Origin of the sequence: Sphingomonas sp. FARSPH (assembly GCF_003355005.1) — a bacterium.
GTDB lineage: Bacteria > Pseudomonadota > Alphaproteobacteria > Sphingomonadales > Sphingomonadaceae > Sphingomonas.
Genome location: NZ_CP029985.1, coordinates 421,655 through 441,236 on the forward strand (window position 1 = coordinate 421,655; position 19,582 = coordinate 441,236).

Consider the following 19,582-nt stretch of genomic DNA (forward strand, 5'->3'; position numbering starts at 1 on the left):
TTACTTCGCCTGTGCCTGGCCGCCCTGCTGCGGCTGGCCCGGTTGACCGGGCTGCCCCGCGGCGGGCTTGGCGTTGGGATCCCACGGATGGCCCTGCACCGGCATGCCGGGGCGCAGCATCATACCGCCTTCGACGATGACCTTGTCGCCGGGCTTGATGCCGCTGGTGACGATCCAATTGTCGCCCGAAGTGCGGCTGGTTTCCAGCACGCGCGGTTCGGCCTTGTTGCCCTGGCCGATGACGAGCACGGTCGCCTTGCCACGCTCGTCGCGGCTGACCGCGCGCTGCGGCACCAGGATCGCGTTGGTCTGCGTCCCCTCGACGAGCTGCGCGCGCACGAACATCCCGGGCAGCAGCAGGCCGCGCGGATTGCCGAACAGCGCGCGGATCGTCTGCGAACCCGTCGTCGGATCGACCGTCACGTCGGCGAAGCGCAACGTCCCCTCGATCGGATAGGTGGTGCCGTCCTCGAGCAGCAGGCGCACGCGCGCATTGCCGTCGCGCGCGACCTGGCCTGCCATGATCTGCTGGCGCAGCTTGAGCAGGTCGGCGCTCGACTGCTGGATATCGACGTAGATGGGGTCGAGCCGCTGGATCGTCGCCAGCGCCTGCGTCTGCGCCGCCGAGACGAGCGCGCCGGTGGTGAAGAGCGAGCGACCGATGCGGCCGGAGATCGGCGCGCGGATCGTCGTGCGCGCCAGGTCGATCTGCGCGCTGCGCACCGCCGCCTGTTGCGCGGCGACGTCGGCACGCGCCTGCGCCGCGGTGGTCAGCGCATTCTCGTAATCCTGCCGCGCGATCGCGTTGATCTTGACCAGCTCGCCATAGCGGCGGGCGAGCGCGGCGCTCGATGCGATCGCGGCGCGGGCGCGAGCCAGCGCGGCGCGGGCGTTGGCGACCTGCGCCTGATAGGGCGAGGGATCGATGCGGTAGAGCGGCTGGCCGGCCCGCACCATGTCGCCTTCGGTGAACAACCGCGCGAGGACGAGGCCGTTGACCTGTGGCCGCACGTCGGACGTCTCGTAGGCGGCGGTACGGCCGGGCAGTTCCGATGTCAGCCGCACCGGCTGCGTCGTCACCGCGACATAACCGACCGGCGTCGGCCCCTGCGCCCCCTGCTGCTGCGGCGGTTGTTCGCCGCCCTTGCCGCAGGCCGCCAGCACCAGCGCCAGCGCCACCACTCCGTGTCGGCTGTTCATCATGTTGCAATCCGCTAGACAGTATGTGAGTGATCGTTCACTCACACAATGCTGCTACTGCGAACACGGTTTGACCGTCAAGCGCGAAGGTGAAGATTAGTTCAGATGACCGACAAGACCGCGTGTTGCCCCCTTTTCCACAACCGCGCCGAACACCGTCGCCGGCTGGTGACGGATACGGCACGCAAACTGTTCATGAATCACGGTTTTCACGCGACGGGCATGGCACAGCTGGCCAAGGAATCGGGCATCGCGGTCGGCCAGATCTATCGCGATTTCGCGAGCAAGGAAGATATCGTTGCGGCCATCTGCAACGCCGATTGCCGCACGTTCATGCTCGGCGACCAGCTGCACGATGCGATGGAGGCGGGCGATTCGGAGGGCGTGCGTGCCTGGCTGCGCCACTTCGTCGACGCCGACGATCCCGGGGGCGAGGATCGCCTGTTCGCGGAGATCGTCGCGGAGGCGACGCGCAACGAGCGTATCGCCACGATCTTCCACGCGCTGCGCGAGGAGATGGAGGGCAAGCTGCGCGCGGCGCTGACGATGCTCGCGCCGGGCGATGCGCTCGCCGCGCGGCGACGGCTGCTCGCCGACATGATCGTGACGCTGTCGCTGGGGCTCAGCTATTTCCAGCTGCTCCACAAGCCGGACGGGATGGAGGCGCTGACCGCCAAGATGCGCGAGGTGATCGACCGCGAAATCGATGCGCTGCACGCCGCGGCACAGGCGGGCTGACCCACCGCTAGACGCGATGATAGTCGCGGTACCAGGCGACGAAGCGCGGCACGCCGTCGTCGACCGTGGTCGCGGGCCGATAGCCCAGATCGCGCGCGGCGGCATCGATGTCGGCGAAGGTGCGCGTGACGTCGCCGGGCTGCATCGGCAGGTCCTGGCGGATCGCCGGACGGCCGATCGCCGATTCGAGGAGACCGATGACGCGGCCCAACGGCTCGGCGCGATGGTTGCCGAGGTTGTAGACCGCATGCGGCGAGACGCTGCCCCCCGCCTTTTCCGCGCCGTCGTCCGCGGGCGCGGCATCGTGCGCGGCGACGACGCCCGCGACGATATCGTCGATGAAGGTGAAGTCGCGCTCCATCCGCCCGTGGTTGAACACGGGGATCGGCTCCCCGCGCAGGATCTTGCCGGTGAAGATCCACAACATCATGTCCGGCCGTCCCCACGGGCCGTAGACGGTGAAGAAGCGCAGCCCCGTCTGCGGCAGGCGGAACAGATGCGCGTAGCTCTCGCTCATCAGCTCGTTCGCGCGCTTCGTCGCGGCATAGAGCGACAGCGGCCGTTCGACGCGATCCTCGACGCGGAACGGCACGCGCGTGTTGCCGCCGTAGACGGAGGACGAGGAGGCGTAGACCAGGTGCGCGACGCGACGATCGCGCGCGAGTTCGAGCAGGTTGAGATGGCCGACGAGGTTCGCCTGCGCATAGACGTCGGGCCGCTCGACCGAATAGCGCACGCCCGCTTGCGCGCCCAGGTGGACGATCCGGTCGAAATCCTGCCCCGCGAGCGCTGCGCGCAACGCAGCTGCGTCGGCGAAATCGAGATGGTGGAAGACGAACCGGTCGCCGAACGCTCCGGTCAGTTGCGCGAGCCGGGCGTGCTTCAACGCCGGGTCGTAATAATCGTTGAGCGAATCGATGCCGATCACCCGGTCGCCGCGCGCGAGCAGCGCGCGCGCGGTGGCCATGCCGATGAAGCCCGCGGCCCCGGTTACCAGCGTCGTCGGCATTCGATCACCCCGTCATGCTCTGCGCGGTCGGGCTGTATGGGATGCGTCCGCTCCGTCAACCGTTCGCCTTCGCCAGCGCATAGGCCTGCGTGCCGTGCGTGATGACGTCGTCGCCCGGCTCGATCGCGGCGACGGGGATGTCGGGCTTCGCCTTCAACGCGGCATAGAGCGGCGCGAAGTCGGTTTCGACGGTGGTGCGCAGCAGGTCTTCGAAGCTGGGGATGACGAAGTAATTCTGCTGGAAATCGTCGATGCGATATTCGGTGCGCATGACGCGCGCGATGTCGAAGCCGATGCGGTTGGGGCTGGGATCGTCGAGCGCGAAGCGGCTTTCGGCATAGCTCGACACGATGCCCGAGCCATAGATTTTGAGGTCGTCGCCCTCGCGGATCAGGCCGAATTCCACCGTATACCAATAGAGCCGGCCGAGATATTTGAGCGCGTCGAGCCCGAGCGCGCGCTGCCCGCCGCGGCCATAGGCCTCCAGATAGTCGGCGAACACCGGATCGGCGAGCATGGGGACGTGGCCGAACACGTCGTGGAAGACGTCGGGTTCCTGCAGGTAATCGAGCTGGTCGGGGCGGCGGATGAAATTGCCCGCGACGAAGCGGCGGTTCGCCATATGGTTGAAGAAGACGTCGTCGGGGACGAGGCCAGGCACCGCCACCACCTGCCACCCGGTCAGCGCCATCAGCCGTTCGCTCAGTTCCGCGAAATCGGGGATCCCGGGCTTCGACAGCTTGAGCACGTCGAGCCCGCGCAGGTAGGCATCCGACGCGCGGCCCGGCAGCAGCTTGGATTGACGCGCGAACAGCGTATCCCAAGTGGCATGCTCTTCGGCCGTGTAATGATGCCAGTCCTGCGGCACCGTCCAGTCGGCGGCGGCGCCCGACGGGGGCGAGTCGAGCATATGGGTTTCGTCGGCCATGGCCGCAGCCTAACAGAAGGTATCGGATGAAACTATACATGCGATGGGCGGCGCGGATCGTGGTGCGACGTGTGGGGGGCATCGCTTCGGCGGCGCTGCTGATCCTGCTCGCTTATGCCGCGGCGGGGCTGGTCGGCGGCGCGCTGCCCGCCAACGCCGAATGGCGCGCGCCGGCAACCGGCGTGCCGATCTGGGTCGAATCAAACGGCGTCCATGTCGGGCTGGTCCTGCCGAAGGTCGCCGCGGGCACCGACCTGCGACCACTGGCGCCCGGAGCCGACATCCGCGACCCGCGTTACGCAGCCTATGACCATCTCGCGATCGGCTGGGGCGAACGTGCCTTTTTCCTCGAGACGCCGACCTGGGCGGACGTCCGGCCACGCACCGTCATCGCCGCGGCGATCGGCAGCGATGCGGCGCTGCTCCATGTCGAGCACGTGCCCGGCCCGATCGGCAGCGCACGCCGCATCGTGCTGCGCCCCGAGGAGTATCGCCGGCTGGCGGCCTTCGTTCAGGCAACCTTCAAGCCCGGCAGTCGTATATTACAGCACTATGACAGGAACGACGCCTTCTACCCCGCCTTCGGCCATTACAGCGCGCGCTACACCTGCAACAGCTGGGTCGGCGACGCGTTGCGCCATGCCGGTGTGCGGGTAGGCCGATGGACGCCCTTTCCCGTCACGATCCTGGGGTGGTTTCCCGCACAGCCGCGGCCCGCGGCCTAGCCGGTGGGTCCGCCGCGGCGCCCCCGCCCCCCGCCCTGCTCGCCTCCGAATTTCCGCGCGTCGCGTGGATGCTCGCGACCCGCTGGCGGTATCGCGACGCGCTGAAGGCGGTGCCTGCGGGCAGGAGCGGCGCGGTGATGGTGCTGCCGGGGCTGTTCGATTCGGACGATTCGAGCATCGTGCTGCGCCGGTTTCTGGGCCGGCTGGGCTATCAGCCGCATGGCTGGGGCCTCGGTCGCAATTTGGGCGCGCGCAGCGCCGATCCCGATGCGCGCCGCCTGATCGCGCGGGTCGAGACGCTGGCGGGACAGGCCGGGCCGGTCGCCTTGGTCGGCGTCAGCTTGGGCGGATTGATGGCGCGGCTGGTCGCGCACCGGCGCCCCGATCTCGTCTCGCGCGTCGTGACGGTCAGTTCGCCCTATGCGGGCAGCGGCAAGGCGACGAACGTCTGGCGCGCGTTCGAATGGGCGACGGGCGAACGCCTCGACGATCCCGCGGTGCTGGCGCGCTGCGCGGAGATCGCAGCCCCTCTGCCCGTGCCGGCGACGGCGATCTGGAGCGCGCGCGACGGCATCGTAAACGGCCATATCTGCCGCGATCCCAGCGCCGATTGCATCGAGGTGTCGAGCGGGCATCTGGGCGCGCATATCCACCCGGAGGTGCTGATCGCCGTGGCGGCGGCATTGGCGAAGGAAGAGCGGCAGGCTTCGTAACGGGCCCGCCATCGCGGCTGGAGCGCAGGCGCGCGGATCAATAGCCCGCGCGATAGCCGGAATATTGGCAGGCGTCCTGGTCGTCTGGGTGCTTGCGGCACCGCTCGGCGGCCTTCTTGCGCTCGCGCCCCTCCTTCGCCTCCTGCTTACGCATCTTGCGGCCGTAGTTGCGGTCCGCCTCCGACTGGCTGGTCGTCGTCCAGTCGATCGCCTTGCCGGCGACCTGAAACGGCGCCTTGACGACCGACACGGCGGTGCTGACGCAGCCGCCGATCGACAGCGCGAAAAGGGGGAGGAGAAGAGCGGCCTTGCGCATTTACGGATGTTCCCTGGCGGCATTGCGCGCCGCGACGCCTTCTAGCGGGAAATCGGTGAAGAATCCGTCGATCCCCTGATGCAGTGCGGCGCGGATTTCGCCCCTTATGTCGCCATGCGCGTCCGGATCGTCGCCGCGGCGGAAGGGCGCGCGCAGGAACTGGTTTTCCGCCCGATACGTCCACGGATGGACGCGCAGCCCCGCGGCATGCGCGTCCGCGACCAGCGTCGAGGGCGCATCGCCCGCCCACAATTGCGCCTTGTCCGGCCCGATGCCCCAGGCATAGGTCGCGATCCGCTTGAGCCCGGCGGGCGTCAGCATTGCAGCATAAGAGGGCGCGGCGCCGTCTGCCGGCCCCCCCTCGCCCGCGACCAACTGGATCAGGCGGATGCCCGTCATCGTGTGGATGCGCTTAAGATTGTTCTCCTCGAACGACTGGATGAACACCGGCGCCGTCGCGGTGCTCCACCCCGCCGCCTTCAGTTGGTGGACGAGCAAAGCGTCGGTCGGATGGCCTATCCCTGCGAAATAGGTCGGATGCTTGGTTTCGGGGTAGATGGCGATCGTCCGCCCCAGTTCGCGCGTACGGCGTTTGGCGAGGTCGATGATCTCGGCCAACGTCGGCACCTGGAACCGGCCGTCATAGGTCGCATTGCCCGGCCGCACGCGGGGCAGCCGCTCGCGCGCGCGCAGCGTCTTCAGCTCGGCAAGCGTGAAATCCTCGGTGAACCAGCCCGTCACCTGTTCGCCGTCGATCGTCTTCGTCGTCTTGCGATCGGCGAATTCGGGATGGTGCGCGACATCGGTGGTGCCGCCGATCTCGTTCTCGTGGCGCGCGACGAGCACGTCGTCCTTCGTCGGCACCAGGTCGGGCTCGATCACGTCGGCACCCTGTTCGATCGCGAGGTCATAGGCGGCGAGCGTATGTTCCGGGCGATAGCCGCTGGCGCCGCGGTGCGCGATCACGATCGGGGCGGAAAGCGGGGTGGACATGGCGGCACTCTGCCCCCGCGCCGGCCCACGCGCCAGTGCGACCGATTCGCAACCGGAAACCAAGACCAGACAGGGCGTTAGGACACGGATCAACCAGGGGTTCCGTCGCATGCGCTTCACCATAAACGGGCAGTCCTTCGAGGGGGACGTCGATATCCGCACATCCCTGCTCGACCTGTGCCGCGAGCATCTCGGCTTCACCGGCAGCAAGAAGGGCTGCGACCATGGCCAGTGCGGCGCCTGCACCATGCTGGTGAACGGCCGCCGCGTGAACAGCTGCCTGACGCTCGCCGTGATGCATCAGGATGACGAGATCGTGACGATCGAGGGATTGGGCGCCCCCGATGCGTTGCACCCGATGCAGGCGGCGTTCGTCCGCCACGACGGTTACCAGTGCGGCTATTGCACGCCGGGCCAGATCTGCTCGGCGGTCGGCATGCTGGACGAGGTGGCAAAGGGATGGCCCAGCCACGTCAGCGACGACCTGTCCGCCCCCGGTTTCGACGATGCGGAGATCAGCGAGCGGATGAGCGGCAACCTGTGCCGCTGCGCCGCATACCCCAATATCGTCGATGCGATCCGCGAGGTCGCCGCCGCCTCTCACGAGGGACAGACGACGCCCACGTCCCGCGAACCGGCGGAGGCGGGCGCATGAAGACCTTCACCTACGAAAAGGCGACGAGCCTGGAAGACGCGGTGCGCGACGTCGGCGGCGCGGGCACGAAGTTCATCGCGGGCGGCACCAACCTGCTCGATCTGATGAAATTGCAGGTCGAGACGCCCAATAAGCTGGTGGATATCAGCCGGCTTCCGCTCGCCGATATCGAGGAGCGCGAGGACGGCGGGCTGACGATCGGCGCCCTGGTGCCCAATTCCGATCTCGCCGCCGATCCACGCGTGATCGAGGGCTATCCCGTGCTCAGTCGCGCGTTGCTCGCGGGCGCCTCCGGACAGTTGCGCAACAAGGCGACGACGGGCGGCAACCTGCTGCAGCGCACGCGCTGCTATTATTTCTACGACCTGGCGATGCCGTGCAACAAGCGCGAGCCCGGCGCGGGATGCTCCGCGATCGGCGGGTTCAACCGCATCCTCGCGATCCTCGGCACGTCGGACCATTGCATCGCGACGCATCCGGGCGACATGCCGGTGGCGATGCGCGCGCTGCGTGCGACGATCGTCACGCTGAAACCCGATGGCGACAAGAGGCGGATCAGCATCGACGATTTCTATCGCCTGCCCGGCGACCGGCCCGATATCGAGACGGTGCTGGAGCCGGGCGAGCTCATCACCCATATCGAACTGCCCCCGCCGCCCGAAGGCCGGCAGACGTATCGCAAGGTGCGCGACCGCGCATCCTACGCCTTTGCGCTCGTCTCGGTGGCGGGCGTGGTCAGGATGGACGGCGGCAGGATCGCCTCCGCCTCGCTCGCCTTCGGTGGCCTCGGGCCGATGCCGTGGTGCGATGCCGCGGTCGAGACGGTGCTGGTCGGCGAGACGCCGTCCGACGCGCTGTTCCACGCCGCCGCCGACGCGCTGCTCGCCAAGGCGCGCGGGTTCGGCAGCAACGATTTCAAGATTCCGCTCGCCCGCCGCGTCTTGGTGGCGACCCTGCGCGAACTGACGGGAGAATGAGCATGTTCGGTCTGGGCAAGAGCGACACCAATGCGCTGACGATGGACAAGCCGCATCCCGACAGCCTGCTCGATACGGGCGCGCAGGGGGTGATCGGCAAGCCGGTCGACCGGATCGACGGGCCGCTGAAGGTATCAGGCCGCGCGACCTATGCGGCGGAATATGGTTTCGACGATCTCGCTTATGGCGTGCTCGTCCGCGCCACGGTGGGTGCGGGCAAGGTCGTGTCGATCGACGCCGACGGCGTGCGCGGCTTGCCCGGCGTGATCGACGTCGTCACCGACTACAAGACGTTCCTGCGCAACCCCGGCCAGGGTGGCGAGACGACCAAGCCGCCGCAGGGCGTCGCCGACGTCGCCTATTTCGGCGAGCCGATCGCGATCGTCGTCGCCGACAGCTTCGAGGCGGCGCGCGATGCGGCGCAGCAGCTGAAGGTGACTTACGAGGCGAAGGACGGCCGATACAGCTTCGCCGCATTCCGCGAGGAACACGACACGCCGCCCGAGGGCGTGATGAAGCCGCACATCAAGGTCGGCGATCCCGAGGCGGCCTTTGCGGATGCGGCGGTGACCGTCGATGCGACCTACACCACGCCTAGCCAGAATTCGGCGGCGATGGAGCCGCATGCCAGCACCGCGGTGTGGGATGGCGACCAGTTGACCCTGTATGGCGCATATCAGATGCTGTCGACGGACCGCGTCCAGCTCGCCAAGGCAATGGGGATGAAGCCCGACAAGGTGCGCATCGTCGCGCGCTTCGTCGGCGGTGGGTTCGGGTCGAAGCTGGGCATCGCGCCCGAAAGCGTGGCGGCGGCGGTCGCGGCGAAGAAGATCGGGCGGCCGGTCAAATGCGTGATGGCGCGCCAGCAGGTGTTCGACGCGACGGTCCGCCGGTCGAACACCGAACAGCGCGTGCGGCTGGGCGCGGACGCGGACGGGCGGCTTGTGATGGTGGGGCATGAAAGTCTCGTCTCCAACCTGCCCGACGAGAGCTTCTTCGAACCGTGCGGTCAGGCGACGCAATTCCTCTATGCCGCGCCCAACATCGCGATCACGCACGATATCGTGCGGCTCGACTGGCTGCTCGCGGCATCGATGCGCGCGCCGGGCGAAGCGGTGGGTATGCTCGCGCTGGAATGCGCGATCGACGAACTGGCGGAGAAGGTCGGGCTCGATCCGATCGAACTGCGCAAGCGCAACGAGCCCGACGAGCATCCGATCGAGCACATCCCCTTCTCCAGCCGCCAGCTGGTGCCGTGCATGGAGCGCGGCGCGGCGCTGTTCGGTTGGGCGAAGCGCAACGCCAAGCCGGCGCAGGACCGGCGCGGTGAATGGCTGCACGGCATGGGCATGGCGACCGCGGCGCGTTCCAACATGCTGATCAAATCGAGCGCGCGCGTGTCGATCGACGGACAGGGCCATGCGACCGTCGAAACCGACATGACCGACATCGGCACGGGCACCTACACGATCCTGGCGCAGATCGCTGCCGAGATCCTCGGCCTACCGATCGAGGACGTGACGGTGAAACTGGGCGATACCGACCTGCCGCCCGCGGCGGGATCGGGCGGGTCGTTCGGCGCAGGGTCGAGCGGCACGGCGGTCTATCTCGCCTGCGAAGCGTTGCGCGGCCAGATCGCGGACAAGATGGGCGTCGCCGGCGACGTCCTGACGCTGAAGGACGGGCGCGCGATCGGCGACAACCGCTCCGTGCCGCTCGCCGAACTGGTCGGCAGGGGCTGAGCGCGACGGGCGAGGTATCGCCGGGCAAGCAGGAGAAGGAAACGCTGCAATCGGGCTTCGGCGCGCATTTCTGCGAGGTGGCGGTGAATGCGGTGACGGGTGAGGTGCGGATCAAACGCATGCTCGGCGTGTTCGCGGGTGGCCGCATCCTCAACGCCAAGACCGCGCGGTCGCAGATTCTGGGCGGCGTGACGTTCGGCATTGGTGCAGCGCTGTCGGAAGAGCTGATGCACGATCCGCGCAACGGCAAGATCGTGAACCGCGACCTTGGCGAATATCACGTACCGGTCAACGCCGACATTCCGCAGATCGACGTCGAATTCCTGCCGGAACGCGACATTCACGCCAACCCGCTCCATGCCAAGGGGCTGGGCGAGCTCGGCATTTCGGGTGCGGGCGCCGCGGTGGCGAATGCGATCTACAACGCGACGGGCGTGCGGGTGCGCGACTTCCCGCTGACGCTTGACAAGTTGCTCGACGGCCTGCCGGCGGTGTAACCATCGTCTCCCCTCCCCCTCAGGGGAGGGAACGGGGGGTGGGGAACGCCGGGCATCATCATCGCTGACGGCCTCCCCCACCCCAACCCCTCCCCTAAAGGGGAGGGGCTTTTCGTTTGCAAAAGGACCCCCATGGCCGAGAACGACAGCGTCATCACCGCGGCACGATCCTGGGCCGGCGAGCCGATGGCGCTGGCCACCGTCGTGTCGACATGGGGTTCCGCGCCGCGCCCGCGCGGCAGCCACATGTTGGTCCACGCCGATGGCCGGTTCGAGGGATCGGTGTCGGGCGGCTGCGTCGAGAGCGACATCCTGCAGACCGCGGCCGACGTCATCGCCGGCGCGCCGTTCCAGCTGAAGCGCTACGGCGTCGCCGACGCATCGGCGTGGGAGGTCGGCCTGCCGTGCGGCGGCGAGATCGCGGTGATGGTGCAGCCTGTTTCGGCGATGGGCTTCGATCCCGAATTGTTCGACCGTATCGCAGAAGCGCGGGCGGAAGGGCGCGCGCTGACCGTCACCACCGACCTCGTCACGGGCCATAGCGACGTCCGGCCGCAGGAGACGGGCGAAGTCTTCGTCAACCGCTACGACCCGCCGCGGCGGCTGCTGATCGTCGGTGCGGTGCAGATCGCGCAGGCGCTGGCGCAGCTGTCGACGACGCTGGGCATCGAAACCGTGGTAATCGATCCCCGCGCGCGTTTTCTGACCGCCGAGCGCTTTCCCGGGACGACGCTGGACGACCGCTGGCCGGATGAGGCGATCGCCGCGTTGCGCCCCGATCCCGCGACGGCGGTCGTGACGCTGAGCCACGATATCAAGATCGACGATCCCGCGCTGATCGCGGCGCTGGCGACCGATGCGCCCTACGTCGGCGCGCTCGGCAGCCGGCGCAGTCATGCCGCGCGGCGCGAGCGGCTTGCTGCGGCGGGACTGAGCAACGCGCAGATCGATCGCGTCGACGGTCCCGTCGGCCTCGACATCGGTGCGATCGGCCCGTCGGAGATCGCGCTGTCGATCGCCGCGGCGATGGTGAAAGCCTTCCATGATCCGCGTTGAGGAGTGCGTCCTCGTCCTGCTCGCGGCCGGCCGCTCGCGCCGGATGGGCGATATCGGCAGCAAGCTCGACCAGCCGTTCCTCGGCCGGCCGCTCGGCCTGCACGTCGCGGTCGCGCTGGAGGACATGCCGTTCCGCGAGCGGGTCGCGGTGTGCGGCGGCGCGCACTGCGATTATGCGCGGCACGGCTTCACCACCGTGCGCAACGAGGACCCCGCGCTCGGCCTGTCGCATTCGGTGCGGCTGGGCGTTGCGCGCGCACGCGAGCTTGGCGCGCGCGCGGTCGTGCTGGCGCTCGCCGACATGCCGCGTGTAACCGCGACGCATATCTACGCGCTGCTGGAAGCGGCGGACGGCGATGATGCGGTGGTGGCGTCGAGCGACGGGCGCACGCCGAAACCGCCCTGCGTATTCGGCCGCAACCGCTTCGATGCGCTGTGCGACCTGGATGGCGACGCGGGCGCGCGGCAAATGATCCTGGCGGGCAAGCATGTCGTGACGGTGCCCGCCGAACTGATCGACGTCGACACGCCGGAGGAGCTGGAGGAGCTGCGCCGGTTGGTCCACGCGCCTGAAGCACGGACGCGGTGGCGGTAAGTCGCCGATCGCGCCCGGAAAGACCCCAACACCGTTCGTCCTGAGCTTGTCGAAGGACGTGCGCCAGGCGTCGCCCTGTTTGGCCCGTGCTTCGACAGGCTCAGCACGAACGGAGAGTGTGGGGACGGCGCGCTGGACGCGTGGGATTATTCGTGCCTGAGTGCATCGATCGGGTTGAGTGCCGCCGCACGGCGCGCCGGGAAATAGCCGAACACGACGCCGATGATCGCCGAGATGGCAAAGGCGATGATGTTGATCTCCGGCACGAACAGGAAGGGCAGCCCGCCGAGCACCGAGAGCAGCCCCACCGCCGCCTGCGCCAGCACCAGTCCGATGAGGCCGCCGAGCATCGACAGCGCCACCGCCTCGACGAGGAATTGCGTCAAGACCTCACTGGCGACCGCGCCGATCGCGAGGCGGATGCCGATCTCGCGCGTGCGCTCGGTCACCGACACCAGCATGATGTTCATGATGCCGATGCCACCGACGATCAGGCTGATCGCCGCCACCGCAGTGACGATGCGCGTCAGAAGCTGAGTCGTGCTGGAAAGCGTGTCGCTGATCTGTTTGGTGTCGAAGATGTTGAAATCGTCGTCTTTCCCTGCGGTGATGTTGCGCCGTTCGCGCAGCAGGTCGGTTATCGACGCCTGCACCGTGCTCGTCGCATAGGCCTGGTCGACGCCGACCAGCATCAGGCGGATGTCCTGATTGCCGGTGAAGCGGCGTTGCACCGTCTTGATCGGCATGATGACGACATCGTCCTGATCGCCGCCGAACCCCGCCTGCCCGCGCGTCGACAGCACGCCGATGACGTCACAACTGATCGATCCGATGCGGAAGCGCGTGCCGACCGCCTGCCCGCCGTGCCAGAGGTTCTGGTAAACGGTGCTGCCGATGATGCACACCGCCTTGCCCGCGCTCTGCTCCTGCGGCGTCCAGTAACGCCCCGCGGTCAGCGGCCAGGCCTGCACCTCGAAATAGGCGTTGGTGGTGCCGTTGATCGTCGTCTGCCAGTTGGCGCCTTCGTAGATCGCGGTGGCGCTCGCCTGCGCCTGCGGCGCGACGGCGGTGACGCCGGCGATCTGCTGCGCGATCGCGGTGACGTCGTCGGGCTTGAACGGCGCCGGCGGCGGTCCGCCACCACCGCGCCCGAGGCCCTGGCCGGGGCGGATCTGCAGGATGTTGGTGCCCAGCGAGCTGATGTTCTTCTGCACCTGCGCGGTCGTCGCCCGGCCAAGCGTCACCATCGTCACCACCGCGGCGACGCCGATAATGATGCCGAGCGTCGTCAGGAACGAGCGCAACTTGTGCCGCGCGATCGAGCGCAGCGCGAGGAGGAGCGTGGTGCCGAACATTTATCGCGCCTTCCGAGCCAGCACGCCGCGACACGCACTATTCGTCATCCCCGCGAAGGCGGGGATCCAGACGCGCTGGCGTCTGGGATGGAGTCGCGCCGGCAGCGTCTCTGGATCCCCGCCTTCGCGGGGATGACAGGTGTGGCACACGCGCGCGCGCCATTCACTCGTCATGCCGGACTGATTCCGGCATCCACGGTTCCGCAGGCGCTGCGATGGTAAGACGCATGGACGGGTGGATGCCGGAACCAGTCCGGCATGACGGCGTAAAGCCCTCACGCCACCGGCTCCCCGGCGCGGTGGTTCGCCTCGATCCGTTCGACCAGCCCGTCCTTGAAGTGCACCACGGTGTGTGCGAACGCCGCCATGTCAGGCTCGTGCGTCACCATCAGCACGGTGATGCCGCTATTGGCGTTGAGGTCGGACAGCAATTCCATGATCTCCACCGAGCGTTCGCTGTCGAGGTTGCCGGTCGGTTCGTCGGCGAGCAGCACGTCGGGCTGCGTCACGATCGCACGCGCGATGGCGACGCGCTGCTGCTGGCCGCCGGAAAGCTCGGCGGGCGTATGGTCCCACCATTTGTCGAGGCCGACCTTGGCGAGCGCCGCCATCGACGCCTCGCGCCGCGCCTGCTTGTTGTCGCCGCGATAGAGCAAGGGCAGCTCGACGTTCTCCAGCGCCGTCGTCCGCGCGAGCAGGTTGAACCCCTGGAACACGAAGCCGAGATACTTGCGGCGCAGCAGCGCGCGCTGGTCGCGGTCGAGCGCCTCGACGTGATGGCCGCGGAACAGGAACTGGCCGCCGGTCGGCACGTCGAGACAGCCGAGGATGTTCATCGTCGTCGACTTGCCCGACCCCGACGCGCCCATCACGGCGATGAAGTCGCGCGCGTGGATGTCGAGGTCGATGCCCTTCAGCGCCTGGAACGCGGTCGCGCCCTCGCCATAGGTCTTGGTGATGCCGCGCAGCCGGATCAGCGGATCGCCCGCGGCGAGCGGCGGCGGGTTACTGGCCACGCTGGCCACCGCCTGCGCCGCCACCCGCACCACCGCTGCGCCGCCGGCTCGACCCGCCGCTGCCGCTGCCGCTATCGCCGCTCGCCAGCTGGCCGGTGATGACCTGCGCGCCGGGCTTCAGGTCACCGCTCAGCACCTCGGTCATCTGCCCGTTGGTCGCGCCGGTCGTCACCTGCACCGGCTGCGGCTGACCGTCCGCACCCTTGACGTAGACGGTCTGCGTCGCGCCGTAGCCGACGGTCGCCTGCCGCTGGTTGCCGCGCCGCATCCGCCGCATCGTCAGCGACCCCGCGATGCCGTCGCCGTCCGACGACGCGCCGCTCGCCGGTTTGAAGCGCAGCGCGGCGTTGGGGACGAGCAGCACGTTCTTCTTTTCCGACGTGATGATGTCGGCGGTCGCGGTCATGCCGGGACGCAGTTGCAGCGTCGGGTTGGCGACGGTGAGGTCGGCGGCATAGGAGACGACCTGGTTGCTGGTCGACGTCGCGCTGGTCGTCGAGGACGACGAGGTGCTCGCCGCGCTCACGGTCAGGTTGGAGCCGAGGTCGACGCGCGTGATCTGCGCAGGGAAGGTCTTGCCGGGAAAGGCATCGACGGTGAAGCTCGCCTTCTGCCCGACCTTGACGCCGCCGACGTCCGCCTCGTCGATCGCGACCTCCAGCTTCATCTTCGACAGGTCTTCGGCGATGACGAACAAAGTCGGCGTGTTGAACGAGGCCGCCACCGTCTGGCCGGGATCGACCTGGCGTGCCAGCACGACGCCGTTGACGGGGGAACGGATGATCGCGCGCTGCCGCTGCGTCTGGCTTTGCGCGAGCAACGCGCGCGAGGCGGAGACGTTCGCCTGCGCCGTCTTCAGTGCCGCCACGGCACGCTGGTAATCCGCGCGGCCGGTCTGCAATTCGGTGCCCGACGGCACGCGGCCGCCCGACAATTTGTACACCTCTTCCAGCCGCGACAGCTGCGCGCGGCTTTCGGCGACGGTGGCCTGCGCCTGGTTCACCTGCGCGACGTTGGCGGCGATCTGCGCCTGCTGCTGCTTGATCTGGTCGTCGATCTGCTGCGGGTCGATCAAGGCGAGCGGCTGGCCGACGGCGACGCGGTCGTTGACGTCGACGACGACCTTGGTAACGAGACCCGACAATTGCGAGCCGACGACGACCTGCGTCGTCGGCGCGAGCTTGCCCGTCGCCGAGACGCTGACCGTCAGATCGCCGCGGTCGACCGTCTGCGTCGCATAATCGGCGCCCTTCTTGCCGCCGAAGCAGCGGCTGACGAGCAGGCCGAGCAAAATGACGCCGACGACGATCAGCACCCATTTCAGGTAGCGGCGCCACGCCGGCACGGGCTTCACGCCCAGGAATTCGTCGGTCGTCTGCATTGCCGTGTCCTGGGCCATCAGCGGGTCTCTGTTCCGGTAGGAAGGGCGGCGCCGCGCGCGGGCGCCTCCGGGGTCACGTTGGGGTCCCAGCCGCCGCCGAGCGCATTGTACAGGCCGACCAGCGCGGTCGCCTTGTCCGACTGCGCCTGCGTCAGGCCGTTCTGCGCGGACAGCAATGCCGATTCCTGCGTGTTGAGCGTGGTGAAATCGGTGAGGCCGGTGCGATACTGGCTGCGCGCGAGGATCGCGCTGTTGTTCGCAGCTTCATAGGCGATGCGGAACTGCGTCTCACGCCGGCGCGCCGCATCGAGCGCGACGATGGCGTTCTCTATGTCTTCGAGCGCGGTGAGCACGCTGCCCTTGTAGGCGGCGAAGGCGGCGTCGGTCGCCGCCTCGTTCGCGCGCACGACGCTGCGCAGCCGGCCGCCGTTGAAGATCGCCTGCGTCAGGCCGGCGAACAGGCTGCCGGTGATCGCGCTGCCCAGGCTGCCCAGCGCCGTGGCGTTGGTGTTGACGTTGCCGGTGATCGCCAGCGCGGGATAAAGCGCGGCCTTGGCGACGCCGATCTGCGCCGTCGCTGCGGCGAGCGCCCGCTCTGCGGAGCGGACATCGGGGCGGCGGCGCAGCGTGTCGGCGGGGATGCCGACGCCCACCGTCTCCGGCCCGCGCGGGATCGGGCGCGGCGCGGCAAGTTGGGTGCGGAGCGCGCCCGGCGCCTGCCCGGTCAGCACGCCGATGCGCGCGACCGCGGCGGCATATTGCTGTTCGATCTGCGGCACGGTGGCGGCGGTCTGCGCGCGCTGCGCCCGCGCCTGTTCGGCATCGACCGAGGACACGAGCCCCGCCTGCACGCGGAAACCGGCGATTTCCAGATTGTCGTCCTGGATCGCCAGACTGGCGCGCGCATTGGCGAGCTGCGCCTGATAGGCGCGCGCAAGGATATAGTTGCTCGCCACCTCGCTCTCGACCGTCAGCAGCGCGGTGGCGTAATCGAAGCCCGCCCCCTGATATTGCGCGCGGCTCGCCTCGACGGTGCGGCGCAATTCGCCGAACAGCCCGAGCTGGTAGCTGGCGGACAGGCCGGCGGAAAAGCTGTTGCTGCCGCCGCCGCCCGTGTCGACGACGGTGCCGTCGGGCAAGGTGAACGAGCGACCGCCGCCGCGCAAATTCTCGTTGCGCTGATAGCCCGCCGATCCCGACAGGGTCGGCAGCAGACGCGCGCGGCTCTGCACCAGCGCCTCGCGTGCCTGGCGCAGCCGCGCCACCGCCTGCGCGACATCGGTGTTGGCGAGCCGCGCCTGCTCGACCAGCTGGCCGAGCACGGGGTCGTCGAAGTTCGACCACCAGCGCGTCAGATCCTCGGGCGTCTGCGCCGCGGGCACCGAATAGCCGGCGGGGACGCCAAGGTCCGTCGCGGTCTTCGGCCGATAGTCCGGCCCGACGGTACAGCCGGCCAGCGCCGCGGTCAGGAGCAGAAGGGCAGGAAAACGGGACATGGCGTGATGTGTGGCCAACACACCATCGCCCTGTCTACCCCTTTTCTGTCGCAAGATGTCGCGGACGTCATCTTACTCCAGTTCCAGGATCACCTGGTCGACCGCGAGGCTGTCGCCCGCGGCCGCGCTGACCGCCTTGACCGTGCCGCTCTTCTCGGCGCGCAGGATGTTCTCCATCTTCATCGCCTCGACCACGGCGAGCGGCTGTCCGGCCTCGACCTTGTCGCCCGCCGCGACGTCGAGCCTGACGAGCAGACCCGGCATCGGCGCGATCAGGAATTTCGACAGGTCGGGCGGCACCTTGTCGATCAGATGCCGGGCATGCGGCGCGATGCGCGCGGGCAGGACACGCGCGATGTGACTGGCGCCGCGGGTCGTCAAGCGGAAACCGCTGCGCACCGGCGCGATCCGCACCGACAGGCGGCTGTCGTCGGCCAGCTCCGCCTCGATCATCCGGTCGCCCGGCGTGTATTCGATGCCGATCTCCAGGGCCGCGCCATCGACGCTGATGCCGTCGGTCGACACGTGCACGTCATGATCTGTGCCGCCGATCCGCACGACCCAGTCGGCGGGCGGGTGCAGCCGGTGGCCGAGCTGGCCGTCGATCCGCCGCGCGCGATCCGCCTGCGCGGTCGCGGCGAAGGCGGCGATCGCGGCAAGCGCGTGCACCAGGTCCGGCGACGCGGGGGCGCCGTGGAATCCGTCGGGAAATTCCTCGGCGATGAAGCCGGTGGTCAGCCGGCCGTCGCGGAAGCGCGGATGCTGCATCAGCGCCGACAGGAAGTCGATGTTGGTGCCCGGCCCCTCGATCTCGAAGGCATCGAGCGCCGCGATCTGCGCGTCGATCGCCGCCTCGCGCGTCGGCGCCCAAGTGATCAGCTTGGCGATCATCGGATCGTAGAACATGCTGACCTCGCCGCCCTCGGCGACGCCGTCGTCGACGCGGACGATCGGCGATGCGCTGATCTCCCCATCTTCGTCATTCCCGCGCAGGCGGGAATCCAGAGATGCAGCGTCACCGGCTCCATCGACGACATGGGTTATGGATCCCCGCCTCCGCGGGGATGACGAAGGTTGGGAGGCGTCCGTCGCTTCAGGCGGATTGTACCGCACCAGCCGCCCGATGCTGGGCAGGAAGCCGCGATACGGGTCCTCCGCATAGACACGGTTCTCCACCGACCAGCCGTTGATGCCGACATCCGCCTGCCCGAACGCGAGGCGCTCGCCATAGGCGACGCGGATCATCTGTTCGACAAGGTCGAGGCCGGTGATCTCCTCGGTCACGGGATGCTCGACCTGCAGCCGCGTGTTCATCTCGAGGAAGTAGAAGCCCTGGCCCGTCGTGTCGGCGCCCGAGACGATCAGTTCGACCGTGCCGGCGGAGTAATACCCCACCGCCCGCGCCAGTGCGACCGCCTGCTCGCCCATCGCTTTGCGCATCGCCGGCGTGACGAAGGGCGACGGCGCTTCCTCGACCACCTTCTGGTGGCGGCGCTGCACGCTGCATTCGCGCTCGTTGAGGTAGACGATGTTGCCGTGCTGGTCACCGAGCACCTGGATTTCGATGTGGCGGGGGCTCTCGATGAACTTCTCGATGAAGACGCGGTCGTCGCCGAAGGACGCGAGGCCCTCGCGCTTGGTCGCCTCGAACCCTTCGCGCACGTCCTGCTCGCTCCAGGCGAGGCGCATGCCCTTGCCGCCGCCGCCGGCCGAGGCCTTCATCATCACCGGATAGCCGATGTCGGTCGCGATCCGCACCGCTTCGTCGGTGTCGGCGATCTCGCCCAGGAAGCCGGGGACGACGTTGACGCCCGCCTGCTTGGCGAGCTTCTTCGATTCGATCTTGTCGCCCATCGCGGCGATCGCGTTCGGCGGCGGGCCGACGAAGGCGATGCCCGCCTCGGCACAGGCGCGCGCGAAGCTCTCGCGTTCGCTGAGGAAGCCGTAACCGGGGTGGATGCAGTCCGCGCCCGTCTCCTTGGCGGCGAGCAGGATCAGCTCGGCCTTGAGGTAGCTTTCGGCGGCGGGCGCCGGCCCGAGGCGCACCGCCTCGTCCGCCATCAGCACGTGGGGGGAGCGCGCGTCGGCGTCGGAATAGACCGCGACCGTCTTGATCCCCATCCGCTTGGCGGTCCGGAACACGCGGCAGGCGATCTCGCCGCGATTGGCGACCAGGATTTTCTTAAACAT

At 68.5% G+C, this 19,582-nt stretch carries 17 protein-coding genes and 1 pseudogene; 8 read left to right on the forward strand and 10 right to left on the reverse strand.

Translation table 11 applies throughout. The features are described from left to right. The gene (locus tag DM480_RS02110) at positions 1-1,203 is read right to left on the reverse strand and encodes an efflux RND transporter periplasmic adaptor subunit (protein WP_198665876.1); all 1,203 of its coding nucleotides are present in this window, start codon (positions 1,201-1,203) and stop codon (positions 1-3) included. Between the two features lie 102 nt (positions 1,204-1,305). Here DM480_RS02110 and DM480_RS18835 point away from each other — a divergent pair, with 102 nt between their 5' ends. Further along, on the forward strand, positions 1,306-1,938 hold the full coding sequence (locus DM480_RS18835) for a TetR/AcrR family transcriptional regulator (RefSeq protein ID WP_115377339.1): 633 nt from the start codon (positions 1,306-1,308) through the stop codon (positions 1,936-1,938). Between the two features lie 7 nt (positions 1,939-1,945). Here the strand turns inward: DM480_RS18835 and DM480_RS02120 are convergent, their stop codons facing one another. Then, positions 1,946-2,947, reverse strand: a complete 1,002-nt coding sequence (locus DM480_RS02120; RefSeq protein WP_115377340.1) for an SDR family NAD(P)-dependent oxidoreductase — start codon at positions 2,945-2,947, stop codon at positions 1,946-1,948. 55 nt (positions 2,948-3,002) lie between these two features. Next, positions 3,003-3,875, reverse strand: a complete 873-nt coding sequence (phhA, locus tag DM480_RS02125; protein WP_115377341.1) for a phenylalanine 4-monooxygenase — start codon at positions 3,873-3,875, stop codon at positions 3,003-3,005. Between the two features lie 26 nt (positions 3,876-3,901). Between phhA and DM480_RS02130 the strand changes: the two genes are divergently transcribed. Continuing rightward, a complete protein-coding gene (locus DM480_RS02130) occupies positions 3,902-4,600 on the forward strand; it encodes a DUF2459 domain-containing protein (RefSeq protein ID WP_232834085.1) in 699 nt (232 codons plus the stop codon). Then, positions 4,567-5,313, forward strand: coding sequence for an alpha/beta hydrolase (locus DM480_RS02135; protein WP_232834086.1), 747 nt, complete (start codon positions 4,567-4,569; stop codon positions 5,311-5,313). The genes DM480_RS02130 and DM480_RS02135 overlap by 34 nt, the downstream gene beginning before the upstream one ends. A gap of 37 nt (positions 5,314-5,350) precedes the next feature. Here the strand turns inward: DM480_RS02135 and DM480_RS02140 are convergent, their stop codons facing one another. After that, on the reverse strand, positions 5,351-5,629 hold the full coding sequence (locus DM480_RS02140; RefSeq protein WP_115377343.1) for a hypothetical protein: 279 nt from the start codon (positions 5,627-5,629) through the stop codon (positions 5,351-5,353). Further along, positions 5,630-6,622, reverse strand: coding sequence for a glycerophosphodiester phosphodiesterase (locus DM480_RS02145; RefSeq protein WP_115377344.1), 993 nt, complete (start codon positions 6,620-6,622; stop codon positions 5,630-5,632). Between the two features lie 109 nt (positions 6,623-6,731). On the opposite strand from DM480_RS02145, the gene DM480_RS02150 reads away from it, so the two are divergent. The 5 genes and pseudogenes from DM480_RS02150 (at position 6,732) to DM480_RS02170 (ending at position 12,144) form a co-directional block, all read left to right on the forward strand. Next, entirely contained in the window at positions 6,732-7,277 is a 546-nt protein-coding gene (locus tag DM480_RS02150) for a 2Fe-2S iron-sulfur cluster-binding protein (protein ID WP_115377345.1), read from the forward strand. After that, positions 7,274-8,254, forward strand: coding sequence for an FAD binding domain-containing protein (locus DM480_RS02155; protein ID WP_115377346.1), 981 nt, complete (start codon positions 7,274-7,276; stop codon positions 8,252-8,254). The genes DM480_RS02150 and DM480_RS02155 overlap by 4 nt, the downstream gene beginning before the upstream one ends. A gap of 2 nt (positions 8,255-8,256) precedes the next feature. After that, positions 8,257-10,493 (forward strand): annotated as a pseudogene (locus DM480_RS02160) (xanthine dehydrogenase family protein molybdopterin-binding subunit). A 132-nt stretch (positions 10,494-10,625) separates the two neighbouring features. Next, positions 10,626-11,549 carry an XdhC family protein gene (locus DM480_RS02165; RefSeq protein WP_115377347.1) on the forward strand — a complete coding sequence of 308 codons (924 nt, stop codon included), beginning with the start codon at positions 10,626-10,628 and terminating at the stop codon, positions 11,547-11,549. Continuing rightward, complete coding sequence (locus DM480_RS02170; protein ID WP_115377348.1) at positions 11,536-12,144, forward strand: nucleotidyltransferase family protein; 609 nt, start codon at positions 11,536-11,538, stop codon at positions 12,142-12,144. Before DM480_RS02165 ends, DM480_RS02170 begins: the two co-directional genes overlap by 14 nt. A gap of 146 nt (positions 12,145-12,290) precedes the next feature. Here DM480_RS02170 and DM480_RS02175 read toward each other — a convergent pair whose 3' ends face one another. The 5 genes from DM480_RS02175 to DM480_RS02195 form a co-directional block, all read right to left on the reverse strand. Next, positions 12,291-13,499 carry an ABC transporter permease gene (locus tag DM480_RS02175; protein ID WP_115377349.1) on the reverse strand — a complete coding sequence of 403 codons (1,209 nt, stop codon included), beginning with the start codon at positions 13,497-13,499 and terminating at the stop codon, positions 12,291-12,293. Between the two features lie 275 nt (positions 13,500-13,774). Then, positions 13,775-14,515 carry an ABC transporter ATP-binding protein gene (locus DM480_RS02180; protein WP_405053247.1) on the reverse strand — a complete coding sequence of 247 codons (741 nt, stop codon included), beginning with the start codon at positions 14,513-14,515 and terminating at the stop codon, positions 13,775-13,777. Next, complete coding sequence (locus DM480_RS02185; protein WP_198665878.1) at positions 14,505-15,914, reverse strand: efflux RND transporter periplasmic adaptor subunit; 1,410 nt, start codon at positions 15,912-15,914, stop codon at positions 14,505-14,507. The genes DM480_RS02180 and DM480_RS02185 overlap by 11 nt, the downstream gene beginning before the upstream one ends. Next, entirely contained in the window at positions 15,914-17,392 is a 1,479-nt protein-coding gene (locus tag DM480_RS02190; RefSeq protein WP_115377350.1) for an efflux transporter outer membrane subunit, read from the reverse strand. The genes DM480_RS02185 and DM480_RS02190 overlap by 1 nt, the downstream gene beginning before the upstream one ends. 72 nt (positions 17,393-17,464) lie before the next feature. Then, positions 17,465-19,582 carry an acetyl-CoA carboxylase biotin carboxylase subunit gene (locus DM480_RS02195; protein WP_115377351.1) on the reverse strand — a complete coding sequence of 706 codons (2,118 nt, stop codon included), beginning with the start codon at positions 19,580-19,582 and terminating at the stop codon, positions 17,465-17,467.

Coding starts and splice junctions, on each gene's coding strand:
- DM480_RS02195 (WP_115377351.1), bottom strand. CDS start 19,582: ATGTTTAAGAAAATCCTGGTCGCCAATCGCGGCGAGATCGCCTGCCGC.
- DM480_RS02145 (WP_115377344.1), bottom strand. CDS start 6,622: ATGTCCACCCCGCTTTCCGCCCCGATCGTGATCGCGCACCGCGGCGCC.
- DM480_RS02120 (WP_115377340.1), bottom strand. CDS start 2,947: ATGCCGACGACGCTGGTAACCGGGGCCGCGGGCTTCATCGGCATGGCC.
- phhA (WP_115377341.1), bottom strand. CDS start 3,875: ATGGCCGACGAAACCCATATGCTCGACTCGCCCCCGTCGGGCGCCGCC.
- DM480_RS02155 (WP_115377346.1), top strand. CDS start 7,274: ATGAAGACCTTCACCTACGAAAAGGCGACGAGCCTGGAAGACGCGGTG.
- DM480_RS18835 (WP_115377339.1), top strand. CDS start 1,306: ATGACCGACAAGACCGCGTGTTGCCCCCTTTTCCACAACCGCGCCGAA.
- DM480_RS02175 (WP_115377349.1), bottom strand. CDS start 13,499: ATGTTCGGCACCACGCTCCTCCTCGCGCTGCGCTCGATCGCGCGGCAC.
- DM480_RS02110 (WP_198665876.1), bottom strand. CDS start 1,203: ATGATGAACAGCCGACACGGAGTGGTGGCGCTGGCGCTGGTGCTGGCG.
- DM480_RS02185 (WP_198665878.1), bottom strand. CDS start 15,914: ATGGCCCAGGACACGGCAATGCAGACGACCGACGAATTCCTGGGCGTG.
- DM480_RS02165 (WP_115377347.1), top strand. CDS start 10,626: ATGGCCGAGAACGACAGCGTCATCACCGCGGCACGATCCTGGGCCGGC.
- DM480_RS02170 (WP_115377348.1), top strand. CDS start 11,536: ATGATCCGCGTTGAGGAGTGCGTCCTCGTCCTGCTCGCGGCCGGCCGC.
- DM480_RS02190 (WP_115377350.1), bottom strand. CDS start 17,392: ATGTCCCGTTTTCCTGCCCTTCTGCTCCTGACCGCGGCGCTGGCCGGC.
- DM480_RS02130 (WP_232834085.1), top strand. CDS start 3,902: ATGAAACTATACATGCGATGGGCGGCGCGGATCGTGGTGCGACGTGTG.
- DM480_RS02140 (WP_115377343.1), bottom strand. CDS start 5,629: ATGCGCAAGGCCGCTCTTCTCCTCCCCCTTTTCGCGCTGTCGATCGGC.
- DM480_RS02150 (WP_115377345.1), top strand. CDS start 6,732: ATGCGCTTCACCATAAACGGGCAGTCCTTCGAGGGGGACGTCGATATC.